Annotated in this window: 10 protein-coding genes and 2 tRNA genes; 9 read left to right on the forward strand and 3 right to left on the reverse strand. The window is 60.0% G+C overall.

Annotated elements, in window-relative coordinates:
• Positions 1-90: 90 nt before the first annotated feature.
• Positions 91-657, reverse strand: coding sequence for a dCTP deaminase (gene dcd / locus ABIE16_RS04990; RefSeq protein ID WP_007940589.1), 567 nt, complete (start codon positions 655-657; stop codon positions 91-93).
• Between the two features lie 353 nt (positions 658-1,010).
• Here dcd and ABIE16_RS04995 point away from each other — a divergent pair, with 353 nt between their 5' ends.
• Positions 1,011-1,220: a cold-shock protein gene (locus ABIE16_RS04995; protein ID WP_002554837.1), complete on the forward strand. Its 210-nt coding sequence runs from the start codon at positions 1,011-1,013 to the stop codon at positions 1,218-1,220.
• A 149-nt stretch (positions 1,221-1,369) separates the two neighbouring features.
• Here ABIE16_RS04995 and ABIE16_RS05000 read toward each other — a convergent pair whose 3' ends face one another.
• A complete protein-coding gene (locus ABIE16_RS05000) occupies positions 1,370-2,377 on the reverse strand; it encodes a DUF481 domain-containing protein (RefSeq protein WP_090453513.1) in 1,008 nt (335 codons plus the stop codon).
• Positions 2,378-2,507: 130 nt separating this feature from the next.
• Here ABIE16_RS05000 and ABIE16_RS05005 point away from each other — a divergent pair, with 130 nt between their 5' ends.
• The 4 genes from ABIE16_RS05005 (at position 2,508) to ABIE16_RS05020 (ending at position 7,330) form a co-directional block, all read left to right on the forward strand.
• On the forward strand, positions 2,508-2,894 hold the full coding sequence (locus ABIE16_RS05005) for an MGMT family protein (RefSeq protein WP_219733057.1): 387 nt from the start codon (positions 2,508-2,510) through the stop codon (positions 2,892-2,894).
• Between the two features lie 44 nt (positions 2,895-2,938).
• On the forward strand, positions 2,939-4,498 hold the full coding sequence (locus ABIE16_RS05010; RefSeq protein ID WP_057716135.1) for an AmpG family muropeptide MFS transporter: 1,560 nt from the start codon (positions 2,939-2,941) through the stop codon (positions 4,496-4,498).
• A gap of 143 nt (positions 4,499-4,641) precedes the next feature.
• Positions 4,642-6,357, forward strand: coding sequence for a proline--tRNA ligase (locus ABIE16_RS05015; RefSeq protein ID WP_057716136.1), 1,716 nt, complete (start codon positions 4,642-4,644; stop codon positions 6,355-6,357).
• 19 nt (positions 6,358-6,376) lie between these two features.
• Positions 6,377-7,330, forward strand: a complete 954-nt coding sequence (locus ABIE16_RS05020; RefSeq protein WP_429520653.1) for a hypothetical protein — start codon at positions 6,377-6,379, stop codon at positions 7,328-7,330.
• Positions 7,331-7,428: 98 nt separating this feature from the next.
• On the opposite strand, the gene dinB is transcribed toward ABIE16_RS05020, so the two are convergent.
• The gene (gene dinB / locus ABIE16_RS05025) at positions 7,429-8,490 is read right to left on the reverse strand and encodes a DNA polymerase IV (RefSeq protein ID WP_154909638.1); all 1,062 of its coding nucleotides are present in this window, start codon (positions 8,488-8,490) and stop codon (positions 7,429-7,431) included.
• Positions 8,491-8,790: 300 nt separating this feature from the next.
• On the opposite strand from dinB, the gene ABIE16_RS05030 reads away from it, so the two are divergent.
• The 4 genes from ABIE16_RS05030 (at position 8,791) to ABIE16_RS05045 (ending at position 13,393) form a co-directional block, all read left to right on the forward strand.
• Positions 8,791-8,867 (forward strand) — tRNA-Met (locus tag ABIE16_RS05030).
• Between the two features lie 232 nt (positions 8,868-9,099).
• Positions 9,100-9,176: transfer RNA gene (locus ABIE16_RS05035), tRNA-Met, on the forward strand.
• A gap of 279 nt (positions 9,177-9,455) precedes the next feature.
• Complete coding sequence (gene mprF / locus ABIE16_RS05040) at positions 9,456-12,098, forward strand: bifunctional lysylphosphatidylglycerol flippase/synthetase MprF (protein WP_090453509.1); 2,643 nt, start codon at positions 9,456-9,458, stop codon at positions 12,096-12,098.
• Positions 12,098-13,393, forward strand: coding sequence for an AcvB/VirJ family lysyl-phosphatidylglycerol hydrolase (locus tag ABIE16_RS05045; protein WP_429520654.1), 1,296 nt, complete (start codon positions 12,098-12,100; stop codon positions 13,391-13,393). Before mprF ends, ABIE16_RS05045 begins: the two co-directional genes overlap by 1 nt.
• Positions 13,394-13,406: the final 13 nt, after the last annotated feature.

A 13,406-nucleotide genomic window follows, 5' to 3' on the forward strand; every position in this document is an offset into this window, starting at 1 on the left:
TGACCCGACCCACCTTGCGCGGATCGGAACAGTACACCCCATAGAGTGTACGCCCGCTCAGGAATTCCCGGCATTTGCCAGACGGTTGACTCAGGTGCGAGGCAGGGTCACGCCACGCTGGCCCTGATACTTGCCGCCACGGTCCTTGTAGGACACTTCACACTCTTCGTCAGACTCAAGGAACAGCATCTGTGCCACGCCCTCGTTCGCGTAGATTTTCGCCGGCAGATTGGTGGTGTTGGAGAACTCGAGGGTCACGTGACCTTCCCACTCAGGCTCGAGCGGTGTGACGTTGACGATGATGCCGCAGCGCGCATAGGTGCTTTTACCCAGGCAAATGGTCAAAACATTACGCGGAATGCGGAAATATTCGACGGTGCTGGCCAGGGCGAAGGAGTTCGGCGGAATGATGCACACGTCGCTGTGGATGTCGACGAAGCTGCCGGCATCGAAGTTCTTCGGGTCGACGATGGCCGAATTGATGTTGGTGAACACCTTGAAATGATTGGTGCAACGCACATCGTAGCCGTAGCTCGACACGCCGTAGGAGATCACACGGCTATCGTCGCTGCCGCGCATCTGGCGCTCGACGAATGGCTCGATCATGCCGTGTTCCTGCGCCATGCGGCGAATCCACTTGTCCGATTTGATGCTCATGGCGGGTGTCCTGAATAGCGAGGTCGAAAAATTCTGTCCGGCATCTTACCGGGCGCGCCGCCGGGTTCAAAGTCCGCGGTGCAATTCTCGCCGAACAGGCGGGAATTACCTGCGCTGGCGACGAACCGTCACACCGCCGATCCTTAAAACAGAGAAACCTGTGCAAGAAGCATTGGCACGTTCCGGAAAAAGGGTTAAGGTGGCGTCACTGTGCTGCTTGTGTCACTGAGAATCTCTACACGATATGTTGAATTTCGATCCAACCATCTACAAGAATTTTTCCTGCTCTTTGCACTCAGTCTCGGCCAGGGTTCTTCCTGAGTCGCAGTTATCTTTGTTCAAGGAGTTACACCATGTCTAATCGCCAAACCGGTACCGTTAAGTGGTTCAACGATGAAAAAGGCTTCGGCTTCATCACTCCACAATCCGGTGACGACCTGTTCGTTCACTTCAAAGCTATCCAGTCCGACGGCTTCAAAAGCCTGAAAGAAGGCCAACAGGTTTCTTTCATCGCTACCCGCGGTCAGAAAGGCATGCAAGCTGAAGAAGTTCAAGTTATCTAACTTGTACTTGCTTTAGTAAAAAGCCCCGCCCTCAACAGCGGGGCTTTTTTGTGGGCGGGTGTTTTGTCCACACAAAAAAGATCGCCGCCTTCGACAGCTCCCGGGTTGCCCCTGCAGGCGCTGTCGAAGGCGGCGATCTTTTGATGCTGTTACCAGGTCACGCCAAACCCTGCGGTGTAGCGTGTCTTGTCCAGATCCGCATCGTCGGCGCCGCTGATGATATCGCGTTCCGCCTTCAGGTTCAGCGAAGCCCAGTCAGTCACCTTGTAGCGCAACCCCATCTCGGCATCGAGCGCGTAGTCGGCCACGCCCGACAGCGGCTTGCCGACCTCACCATTGGTGAAGAACTCGACACGTTTGCCGATCAGGTAGCGGTTGTAGTCCCACTTCATGGCCAAGGCGTAGAAATTTTCCTCGCTGCCATCGGAGAATTCATAGTCCGTGCGGTTGACCAGCGAGCCCAGGGAGAACGCCCCGAGTTCGTTATCCCAGAACTGATAGCCGGGACCGGTACCGACGGTGCGTTGACGGGAAAGGTCTTCGACCTTGTCGCGTTTGTAGACCAGGCGCCCCTGCCAGAACCATTGCTCGGTCAGGAATCGGTCGATGGAGTATTCCGCCCGCCAGTTGTCCGTGGTCACCACGTCGTCCTGGAACTCACGGTTGTACTCACCTTCAGCGGTGTGCCGCCAGCGCCCGTGTCGCGCACTGGTCTTGAAGTCGATGTCGTAGTCATCGGTGTCGTTTTCCGCCCGCTGATAATCCAGCGCGACATCGACGTTGCCTTTCCACACCAGATCCTCGACCACCGGTTTTGGCTTGAGAATCTGCTGGATGCTCGCCAGTTCGACCGTCTTCGGTCCCTCGCCGTTGGCCAGCGTGACCTTGCCGTCGTCCGCCGCTTTCAACGATTTGGCTTTCTCACCACTGTAGGCATCCTGCTTGACCAGCAACTCCTGATCGCTGTCCAGGGTCTTGACCTGTTTCCAGTCGATCGTCACCGCACCGGCGTACTCGGTCTGGATCAGCAGCTTTCCGCCATCGAACAGCGTGATCTTGCCGCTCAGCTTGTCACCGTTCTTCAACCACACGGTATCGGCCAGCAAGGGAGAGGATGCGCCAAGGACGGCGAGACACAGCAGGGATCTGGACAACATAAACAAAATACAGGCTCAGGCTTGCGAGAAAAGTCGGCATTATCCGTAGGAACAATGCCCTGACAAGGACTGACCCGACTATTTCTGTTGAGTTCATTTCTCAACTTCCTGCGCAGGAATTACTCTACAGATGGTAAGGCAAACTTCTTCAGGACTGACGGACGTGACCGATCCAACCGAAGACCCCGAGAGTGCAGCGCAAATCCGACGCACGGCGCTGTATTTGACACTGGCACAAGTACCCGAGGGCAAAGTCGTCAGCTACGGCCAGTTGGCCGAGCTCGCAGGACTGGGTCGCGCCGCCCGCTGGGTCGGGCGCACCCTCAGTCAACTGCCCGGCGACAGCAAGTTGCCCTGGCACCGTGTTCTGGGCGCAAACGGGCGTATCAGCCTGCCGGTCGGCAGCCCTTCGGGTGATGAGCAGCGCGCACGATTACGCATGGAGGGCATCAGTGTCCTGAATAATCGTGTTGATATTCAGCGCCATGGCTGGCGTCCGGTAGAGCACAGCGGTTAGAGTGCGCGCTTTGTTTCCGTATTTCTTGAGGCAGACTCCAGCCCATGCCCCGTAAAACCTGGCGCGCCGCGCTCGCCGCTTATGCCAGCCCCTCGACACTCGTGCTGTTGCTGCTTGGTTTCGCCGCCGGCCTGCCCTACATGCTGGTGTTTTCGACGCTTTCAGTCTGGCTACGTGAAGCCGGCGTGGCGCGTGAAACCATTGGCTATGCAAGCCTGATCGGCCTGGCGTATGCCTTCAAATGGGTCTGGTCACCCCTGCTCGACCAATGGCGACTGCCATTGCTCGGCAAACTCGGTCGACGAAGGTCCTGGCTCGTGCTGTCCCAGGCACTGGTCATCCTTGGCCTGATCGGGATGGGTTTCTGCGACCCGCAAAAGCATTTGTCCTGGCTGATCGCCATTGCCGTCGTCGTCGCTTTCGCATCAGCGACGCAGGACATCGCGGTCGATGCCTACCGTCTGGAAATCGCCGAAGACAACCGCCAGGCCGCACTGGCCGCCAGTTACATGTCCGGTTACCGGGTAGCTGCGCTGCTGGCTACCGCAGGCGCGCTGTACTTCGCCGAAGGTTTTGGCTCCACCGGCTTCAACTACAAGCATTCGGCCTGGGCCGGCACTTACATCCTGTTCGGTGCCCTGATGGTCCCGGCACTGCTGACATCCCTGTTCATGCGCGAGCCGCCAGTACCATTGCGCACGCAACTGCAGGCCGGGCGCTACAGCTTCGTGCATCAACTGGCCTCGGTGTTCGTGCTGATCGTATTGCTGGTGTCCGTGCCGGCCATGTTCACCCAGCTCTACAACACCGACTTCGCCAGCGTACTGTTCGAAGGCGAGAGCCTGCTCGACCTGCTGCTGGAGGACCGCGCCTTCCTGCGCGCGATTCTCTATACCACCCTCACCGCCCTGTGCCTCTCGGCCATGGGCCGCCGCGGCCTGGCGCCAGTGCTGACACCCGTCAACGACTTCATCCTGCGATACCGCTGGCAAGCGCTGCTGCTGCTCGGCTTGATCGCCACCTATCGGATGTCCGATACGGTCATGGGCGTGATGGCCAATGTGTTCTACATCGACCAGGGCTTCACCAAGGACCAGATCGCCAGCGTCAGCAAAATCTTCGGCCTGATCATGACCCTGGTCGGCGCCGGCATGGGCGGCCTGCTGATCGTGCGTTTCGGCATCCTGCCGATCCTGTTCATCGGCGGTGTCGCCTCCGCGGCGACCAACATCCTGTTCCTGATGCTCGCCGACATGGGCCCCAACCTGAACATGCTGGTGCTGACCATCTCCCTGGACAACTTCAGCTCGGGCCTGGCGACCTCGGCGTTCGTCGCCTACCTGTCGAGCCTGACCAACCTCAAATTCTCCGCCACCCAATACGCCCTGCTCAGCTCGATCATGCTGCTACTGCCACGCCTGATCGGCGGCTACTCCGGGGTCATGGTGGAGAAGTTCGGTTATCACGACTTCTTCCTGATTACCGCCCTGCTGGGCGTCCCGACCCTGCTGTTGATCGCCTTGCACTGGTTCCAGGAGAACCGCCGTGAAGGTCCGACACCTACACCGGAACCGGTGCATACCCCGGTCGCCGAAGAATCGTAGGTTCGTTACGCAGGAAGAATCATGGAGGGCCGAGTGAATCGCGCCCTCCTGCCACACCACCGACCGCACGCCTGTACGCCAGCGGATCTCGCCCGTACAATGCTCCGTCATATCTCGTCATCAGCAATCGATAACGGCCAACCATGCGCACCAGTCAATTTTTGCTCGCCACACAAAAAGAAACGCCTTCCGACGCGGTCGTGATCAGCCACCAGCTGATGCTGCGCGCCGGCATGATCCGCAAACTCGCCTCAGGCCTGTACACCTGGCTGCCGATGGGCTTGCGAGTAATGCGCAAGGTCGAAGCCGTCGTTCGTGAAGAAATGAACGCTGCCGGCTCTCTCGAAGTGTTGATGCCAAGCACGCAACCGGCTGAGCTGTGGCAGGAATCCGGGCGCTGGGAAGAGTACGGCCCTGAATTGCTGCGCTTCAAGGATCGCCACGGTCGCGACTTCTGCGCCGGCCCGACCCACGAAGAAGTCATCACCGATCTGATGCGCAACGAATTGAGCAGCTACAAGCAGCTGCCGATCAACCTGTACCAGATCCAGACCAAATTCCGTGACGAAATCCGCCCACGCTTCGGCTTGATGCGCGGCCGCGAATTCATCATGAAGGACGCCTACTCCTTCCACGCCGACCAGCCTTCGCTGCAGGTCACCTACGACCGCATGCACCAGGCCTACTGCAACGTGTTCACCCGTCTGGGCCTGAAGTTCCGCCCTGTAGAAGCCGACAACGGCTCCATCGGCGGTGCCGGCTCCCACGAGTTCCACGTACTGGCCGAGTCCGGTGAAGACGACATCGTGTTCAGCAACGGCTCCGACTACGCCGCCAACATCGAAAAAGCCGAAGCCGTGCCTCGCGAAACCTCGCGTGCCGCTGCGACCGAAGAGCTGCGCCTGGTCGACACGCCGAACGCCAAGACCATTGCGCAACTGGTCGAAGGCTTCAACCTGCCGATCGAGAAAACCATCAAGACCCTCGTGGTGCATGCTGAAGAGAAAGGCAAGCTGATTGCCCTGATCATCCGTGGCGACCATGAGCTGAACGAAATCAAGGCCGCCAACCAACCAGGCGTTGCCAGCCCGCTGGTCATGGCCTCGGAAGGCGAACTGCGCGAGGCCATTGGCGCCGGTGCCGGTTCCCTCGGCCCATTGAACCTGCCGCTGCCGATCATCATCGACCGTTCGGTCGAGCTGATGAGCGACTTCGGCATCGGTGCCAACATCGATGATAAACACTACTTCGGCGTGAACTGGGAGCGCGACCTGCCTGTTCCGACCGTTGCCGACCTGCGCAACGTCGTGGCCGGCGACCCGAGCCCGGACGGCAAGGGCACCCTGGAGATCAAGCGCGGCATCGAAGTCGGGCACATCTTCCAGCTGGGCAACAAGTACAGCAAAGCGATGAAATGCGAAGTGCTGGGCGAGAACGGCAAGCCGGTCACCCTGGAAATGGGCTGCTACGGCATCGGTGTGTCTCGCGTGGTGGCGGCTGCCATCGAGCAGAACAACGACGAAAACGGGATCATCTGGAGCGACACCCTCGCGCCGTTCCAGATTGCCCTGGTGCCGCTGCGCTACGAAACCGAGCAGGTTCGCGAAGCCACCGACAAGCTGTACGCGCAACTTACCGCTGCCGGCTTCGAAGTGCTGCTGGATGACCGTGACAAGAAAACCAGCCCAGGCATCAAGTTCGCGGACATGGAGCTGATCGGCATTCCACACCGGATCGTGGTCAGCGACCGCGGCCTGGCCGAAGGCAACCTGGAATACAAGAGCCGTACCGAGGCCGACGCACAAGCGCTGCCGGTCGCCGACGTACTGTCCTTCCTTCAGGCCCGCATCCGCCGCTGATAGCAGATATAGAGACGTCATGTTCAAGCGAAACACCTTAGGCCTCGGTGGTGCCGCCTTGTGCGGCGCCCTGCTGGTCAGCGGCTGTGCCAATCAAATGTCACAACGCAGCGAGCACGAGGAACGTGTCGAGCGCAAATTGCTCGATCACAGCCTGCAGATCGATGTCGGTGAGCCCAAGGTGCTTGAGCTTCCGCAACGGCGGGTGAAAATCCACGAGCAGAAGACTTTCGAAGTCACCGAATACGAAGTCACGCGTCACTACGACCGCTATACGCCGTACCAACCCTGGCGGGAGATTTACGAAATCCCGCTGGGCGTGGTGGCCGTGGTAGCGGGTGTCGGTGCCAACGTGGTCAATGTGTTTGCCCTCGGCAATTTGCCGGACAGCGTGACCAAGGACTGGCTGAGCTACGGTTTCGCCGGGCTCAACCCGTTCATGAACGTGCAGTCCCACGGTCGCGCGCAGCAGAACCTGGCCGGTATTGATGAAGTCCAGCGCGACAAGCGCACGGAGTACTCAAGCCTGCCCTGGAGCGAGCGCCCGGTCGAGGTCAAGGCCGGCAAGGAAACCTTCGAACTGACCACCGACAAAAACGGCGTGTTGCGCCTGAATCTGTTGGACAACCCGTTCGCCGAACATGACATCAATCACCTGAGCCGATTGCTGATTCGTGTCGAGGATGCCAAGGACGACGTACACACCGACTCCTCGCTAGCCGTCAGCAGCACCTTGCGCAGCAAGCTCTATGAGGCCCACGGGCTGATTTATGACGATCTCGAGGGCGACGAAGTCAATCAGTGGGTCCACCGGGTCAAGCGCCTGTCGGAGCTGGGTCTTGAAGAGGAAGCCAGTGAACTGGAACAGAGCCTGATCGAACTGACACGCAATGATCCCGAATTGCAGACTGAGTTCCTGAAGTCACTGGCCCGCAATGGCGAGCGACTGGTAGCGAATCCGGGGCTGAACTAAACGCGAGCAGGCTCGCTCCCACATAGGATTTCAGGTGTTCACAAATCCAATGTGGGAGCGGGCTTGCTCGCGAAGGGGCCCGCACATTCACCACAAAACTACCGCTCAAACAACTCCATCTGCTCGAACCCGCCCCGCAAGTCCTCCAGCCGCACCCCGACACCCAACAACCGCACCGGCTTACCGCCGCGATTGAAGGCCTGGGTCAGCATCAACTGATAACTGCCCAGATCCCGCCCTGCCCCGGCCTGCTCCAATGTAGTCTGGGTGAAGTCGTGGAACTTCACTTTGACGAATGGCTTGCCCGGACGATAGCTGCTGTCGATTCGCGCCATGCGACCTGCCAGGGTCTCCAGCAGCTCGGGCAACTTGTCCAGGCAGCTCTTCAGGTCTGGCAGGTCAACATCGTAGGTATTTTCAACGCTGATCGACTGACGACGACTGTCGTTGTGCACCACACGGTCGTCGATCCCACGGGCCAGGCTCCAGAGTCGCTCGCCAAAGCTGCCGAACTCACGCACCAGCGCCAACTTGTCCCACTCGCGCAATTGCAGGCAATCGCTGATACCCAGCTTGCCGAGCTTGTCGGCGGTGACTTTGCCGACCCCGTGCAATTTGCTCACCGGCAAACCACTGACAAAGTCCTCGACCTGGTCCGGTGTGATGACAAACAGGCCGTTGGGCTTTTTCCAGTCACTGGCAATCTTGGCCAGAAACTTGTTCGGCGCCACACCCGCCGACACGGTGATATGCAACTGGTTGGAGACCCGGCGCCGGATGTCCTGGGCGATTCGCGTTGCACTGCCTGCGAAATGCGCGCTGTCCGACACATCAAGGTACGCCTCATCGAGCGAGAGCGGCTCGATGATCTCGGTGTAATCGCGAAAGATCGCATGAATTTCCCTGGACGCTTCTCTATAGGCATCCATGCGTGGCTTGACGATGGTCAGGTCCGGGCACAGCTTCAAGGCATGCCCGGAGGACATCGCCGAACGCACCCCGTACGCTCGCGCCTCATAATTGCAGGTGGCGATCACCCCGCGCCGGTCCGCCGACCCACCTACCGCCAGTGGTTTACCGGCCAGGCGTGGGTCGTCGCGCATCTCGATGGCTGCATAGAAGCAGTCACAATCGACGTGGATGATCTTGCGTTGGGTCATAGCAAAGCTGTGTTCATGGCAAGGAAAAGGCGTCATGGCGTGCCGGACAAACAGTATCTCACTGGCACCTGTATATAGCACCAGTAGTCTGAATGTTCTTTTCCAATCGTAGGAAGAGTCGATTGTGAATTTATTTTTTCAATCGAAAAAATACTTTCAATAGACTCGCAGGCCTTGTCCTGCCTGCCTCACAGACCGGCCGACCTCCCCTTTTGAACGCTAAGCGATTGAACGGGAAGAGGTTTTATCGGAATTGGAGGTTGACACCCGAGCGCATCTCTATAGAATGAGCCACACAGACGCGGGATGGAGCAGTCTGGTAGCTCGTCGGGCTCATAACCCGAAGGTCGTCGGTTCAAATCCGGCTCCCGCAACCAAACATCAAAAAAGGCTACTCGAAAGAGTGGCCTTTTTTGTGCGTGCTCGTTTTGTAGCACCGAACGCAGGAACAAGGCCTGGACGCTCAACGAGAGCGAAACCGGAAATCGTTCTGATTCCGAAACTTAGGCCATCCCTGCGACCGTTTGCCGCGATTCAGCATTTATTTGACCTGCTTCAGGATTAACGGTTGACACCCCGGCGCATCTCTATAGAATGCCGCCACACAGACGCGGGATGGAGCAGTCTGGTAGCTCGTCGGGCTCATAACCCGAAGGTCGTCGGTTCAAATCCGGCTCCCGCAACCAAACATCAAAAAAGGCTACTCGAAAGAGTGGCCTTTTTTGTATCTGTTGAAAAAGTCCTTTCGCAACAATGACCTGTCACTGTGTAGCAAGCCGCTTGGGGATCACCCATGCGCCGGGTTCAGACTATGCTCTATCACAGGCTGAAGCCTCCGCGACTGATACCGCGCCATCCCTGTTGCCGGGTGATAGGCGTTAAAATTTGTGATTATTTTTTTCTACAGGGATTGGTAACTTGGCTGGATACCTCCATCCTGTCGCGCACGATCCAAGAGGTGATTGATGCGCGCCAACTCGTCTGATTCACAAGACACTGTCACAGCGACACAACCGATCAATGCCGAGCGCCTGCGCCTGCTTGATCGATTGAGCAAATACCGTCAACCCATTGGCCTGGCGGTCACCCTGCTGCTGTTCGCGATCGCGCTGATTGCCTGTCGCCACCTGTTGAGCGAACTCGACCTTAACGCCCTGCACGACTCGATCCTCGACGTTCCAAAACCTGCCTTGATGGGCGCACTGGCTGCAACTGTGGTGGGCTTCATCATTCTGCTCGGCTACGAATGGTCAGCCAGCCGCTATGCCGGGGCGAGCCTGGCACCGCGCACCCTGGCTCTGGGCGGTTTCACGGCCTTTGCCATCGGCAACGCCATCGGTCTTTCAATGTTGTCGGGAGGCTCGGTTCGCTATCGCCTCTATGCCCGTCATGGCCTGGGAGCGGCAGAAGTCGCCCGCATGACTTTGTTCGCCAGCCTCTCCCTCGGTTGCGCCCTGCCACCGCTGGCTGCCCTGGCGACGCTCAGCGACCTGCCAGCGGCGTCCTCCGCCCTGGGACTCTCCGAGACGTTGCTGGGCGTAGTGGCGACTGCCGTGCTCGTGCTGTTTTCAGTGCTGGCCATCGGTATCTACCGTCGACGGCTGCCGGAACAGCCTTACCCGGACAACCTGCTGGTCAGAATCGGGCGCCGCACCTTGCGTCTGCCCGGGCGTCGCCTGACCTTCCTGCAATTGGTCATCACCGCCCTGGACGTAGCCGCCGCCGCGACCGTGCTCTATCTGCTGCTGCCGGAAACACCACCCTTCGGTGCGTTCCTTCTGGTTTACCTGCTGGCGCTGGCTGCCGGCGTGCTCAGCCATGTGCCGGGCGGTGTCGGGGTGTTCGAGGCCATTTTGCTGGCGGCGTTTTCCGACACCCTGGGTGCTGCGCCACTGGCGGCCGCCCTGCTGCTCTATCGCTTGATCTACGTGGTCCTGCCCTTGCTGGTGGCCTGCCTGTTGCTGCTGATCAACGAAGGCCAGCGCCTGTTCCAGACACGCCAGACGTTGCGCGCCGCCTCGGGTCTGGCGGCTCCGATACTGGCGGTGCTGGTGTTCCTGTCCGGTGTTGTCCTGCTGTTCTCCGGCGTCACTCCGGAAATCGATACGCGCCTGGAACACATCGGTTTTCTGATCCCCCATCGACTGGTCGATGCTTCGCACTTTGGCGCCAGCCTGGTCGGCGTGCTTTGCCTGTTGCTGGCCCAGGGGCTGCGTCGCCGGCTGTCGGCCGCGTGGATGCTGACCACCATTCTGTTACTGGTCGGCGCTCTGCTCTCACTGCTCAAAGGCTTCGACTGGGAAGAAGCCAGCCTGATGGTGCTGACGGCGAGCCTGCTCGGGGTATTCCGCCGCTCGTTCTATCGCCCCAGCCGCCTGACCGAAGTACCGTTCTCGCCGCTGTACCTGGTGGCCAGCCTGTGCGTGCTCGGTGCGTCGATCTGGTTGCTGCTGTTCGCCTATCAGGACGTTCCGTACAGCCACCAGCTCTGGTGGCAGTTCACTCTGGACGCCGATGCCCCTCGCGGCCTGCGCTCGCTGCTCGGGGCTGCCGTGCTGCTGGTGGTGGTGTCGCTGACCTGGCTGCTGCGCACCGCGCGCCCGGTCATTCACCTGCCCACCCCCGACGAACTGGAGCGCGCCAGCAAGATCCTCATGGCATCGGCCCAACCGGATGGCGGCCTGGCCCTGACCGGCGACAAGGCGCTGCTGTTCCACCCCAATGACGAAGCGTTCCTGATGTACGCCCGTCGCGGTCGCAGCCTGGTGGCGTTGTATGACCCGATCGGCCCGGGCCAGCAACGGGCGGAAATGATCTGGCAGTTCCGCGACCTTTGCGACATCCACCACGCCCGCCCCGTGTTCTATCAAGTGCGTGCAGAGAACCTGCCGTACTACATGGACATCGGCCTGACCGCGATCAAGCTCGGCGAAGAAGCCCGGGTCGACCTCAAGCGTTTTGATCTCGAAGCCAAGGGCAAAGAGATGAAGGACCTGCGCTACACCTGGAACCGTGGCACCCGCGACGGCCTGTCCCTGGAAATCCATGAACCCGGCCAGGCGCCGATGGATGAGCTCAAGGTAATTTCCGATGCCTGGCTGACCGGCAAGAATGTCCGGGAGAAAGGTTTTTCACTGGGTCGCTTCAGCGATGACTACCTCAAGCATTTTCGCATCGCGGTGATTCGTTTCGAAGGGCGCCCGGTGGCGTTCGCCAACCTGCTCGAGACCTACGGCCATGACCTGGCCAGCCTCGACCTGATGCGCGCGCACCCGGATGCGCCGAAGCTGACCATGGAGTTCATGATGGTCGGCCTGATTCAACATTATAAAAATCATGGATACGCGCGTTTCAGCCTGGGCATGGTGCCGTTGTCGGGGTTGCAACCCCGTCGCGGCGCACCCTTGACCCAGCGCCTTGGCTCGATGGTATTCCGCCGTGGTGAGCAGCTGTACAACTTCCAGGGCTTGCGCCGCTTCAAAGACAAGTTCCAGCCTGATTGGGAACCCCGTTATATGGCCGTGCCCGCCGGACTCGATCCGCTGGTTGCGCTGGCCGACACCGCTGCCCTGATCGCGGGTGGCTTGACCGGATTGGTGAAACGCTGATGATTCAACGCTCCTTGCGGTATGTATTGGGCACACTGGTGATAGTGGCCCTGATTCTCGGTGGCGGTTTCTGGTACCTGAAACGCCCGGCACCGGAGCCGACCCTCGAATTGCTGACCCCGGCCGATGGTGCGGCGATGACCCGTGTCATCCCCGGCACAACGCCACGCGCCCAGGTGCTGGTGGCGGTCAACGAAGACCAGAAACTCAGCGACAAGCAATTGATGACCCTGAGCCGCAGTGGCGCGGCGCAAATTGTCCAGGTGATCCTGCCCAAGGATTGCCTGCTGCAAAGCCGCGCCCTCCAATCGGGCCTGCGCGAACTCAAAGGCCCCGCGACCCTGGTCAGCGGTATCGGCCCTGGCGCTGTGCTGGCCTGGCGCTGGTTGTCCGAGCAAAAGGACGACAAGGCCCAGGCCGTCTCGGTTGACCTGGCGCTGGAAAAGGGCGGCTGCACTCACCTGCTACCCAAAAGCGCGGCCCACGGTCACTGGCTGGTCGCGTGGAACGACAACCCGGACGACACCAGTGCCGGCTTCGTGCGTGATCAACCGAACGCCGAAACCAGCATCAGCGACTACGACATCAACCTGCCGCAAGTGCTGAACAACGAACTGCGCAAGATCCTCGTCGGTGGCGACAAAGCCGCTGGCGGCCTGCAGATCCCGGTGGTCGAAGTGCCAGCGGGCCAGGCCAGTGACACCGTGACCCTGTTCCTGTCCGGCGACGGCGGCTGGCGCGACCTCGACCGCGACGTGGCGGGCGAGATGGCCAAGATCGGCTACCCGGTGGTCGGCATCGATACCCTGCGCTACTACTGGCAGCACAAGAGCCCGGAGCAAAGCGCGCTGGACCTGGCGGAACTGATGCAGCACTACCGGCAGAAATGGGGCACCAAGCGCTTCATCCTGACCGGCTATTCGTTCGGCGCCGACGTACTGCCGGCGATCTACAACCGCCTGGCCGAATCGGAACAGCAACGCGTCGACGCGATCATCCTGCTGGCCTTCGCCCGTACCGGCAGCTTCGAGATCGAAGTCGAAGGCTGGCTCGGCAACGCCGGCAAGGAAGCCGCCACTGGCCCGGAAATGGCCAAGCTGCCAGCCGCCAAAGTGGTGTGCATCTACGGCGAAGAAGAAACCGACGAGAGTGGCTGCACCGACAAGACGGCAGTAGGCGAAGCCATCAAGCTGCCTGGCGGCCACCACTTCGACGAGAACTACCCAGCGCTGGCCAAGCGTTTGGTGGATGTGATCGAGAAGCGTCAAGCCAAAGAAGCAGAAGCTCAAGAGTGATCTGAGCCCCACA

Origin of the sequence: Pseudomonas sp. 2725, from assembly GCF_050434585.1 — a bacterium.
GTDB classification, from domain to species: domain Bacteria; phylum Pseudomonadota; class Gammaproteobacteria; order Pseudomonadales; family Pseudomonadaceae; genus Aquipseudomonas; species Aquipseudomonas jessenii.

Bases quoted from the DNA above. Each gene is read 5' to 3' on its own strand.
- ABIE16_RS05000 (WP_090453513.1), bottom strand. From the start codon at position 2,377: ATGTTGTCCAGATCCCTGCTGTGTCTCGCCGTCCTTGGCGCATCCTCT.
- ABIE16_RS04995 (WP_002554837.1), top strand. From the start codon at position 1,011: ATGTCTAATCGCCAAACCGGTACCGTTAAGTGGTTCAACGATGAAAAA.
- dinB (WP_154909638.1), bottom strand. From the start codon at position 8,490: ATGACCCAACGCAAGATCATCCACGTCGATTGTGACTGCTTCTATGCA.
- mprF (WP_090453509.1), top strand. From the start codon at position 9,456: ATGCGCGCCAACTCGTCTGATTCACAAGACACTGTCACAGCGACACAA.
- ABIE16_RS05005 (WP_219733057.1), top strand. From the start codon at position 2,508: ATGGTAAGGCAAACTTCTTCAGGACTGACGGACGTGACCGATCCAACC.
- ABIE16_RS05045 (WP_429520654.1), top strand. From the start codon at position 12,098: ATGATTCAACGCTCCTTGCGGTATGTATTGGGCACACTGGTGATAGTG.
- ABIE16_RS05010 (WP_057716135.1), top strand. From the start codon at position 2,939: ATGCCCCGTAAAACCTGGCGCGCCGCGCTCGCCGCTTATGCCAGCCCC.
- ABIE16_RS05020 (WP_429520653.1), top strand. From the start codon at position 6,377: ATGTTCAAGCGAAACACCTTAGGCCTCGGTGGTGCCGCCTTGTGCGGC.
- ABIE16_RS05015 (WP_057716136.1), top strand. From the start codon at position 4,642: ATGCGCACCAGTCAATTTTTGCTCGCCACACAAAAAGAAACGCCTTCC.
- dcd (WP_007940589.1), bottom strand. From the start codon at position 657: ATGAGCATCAAATCGGACAAGTGGATTCGCCGCATGGCGCAGGAACAC.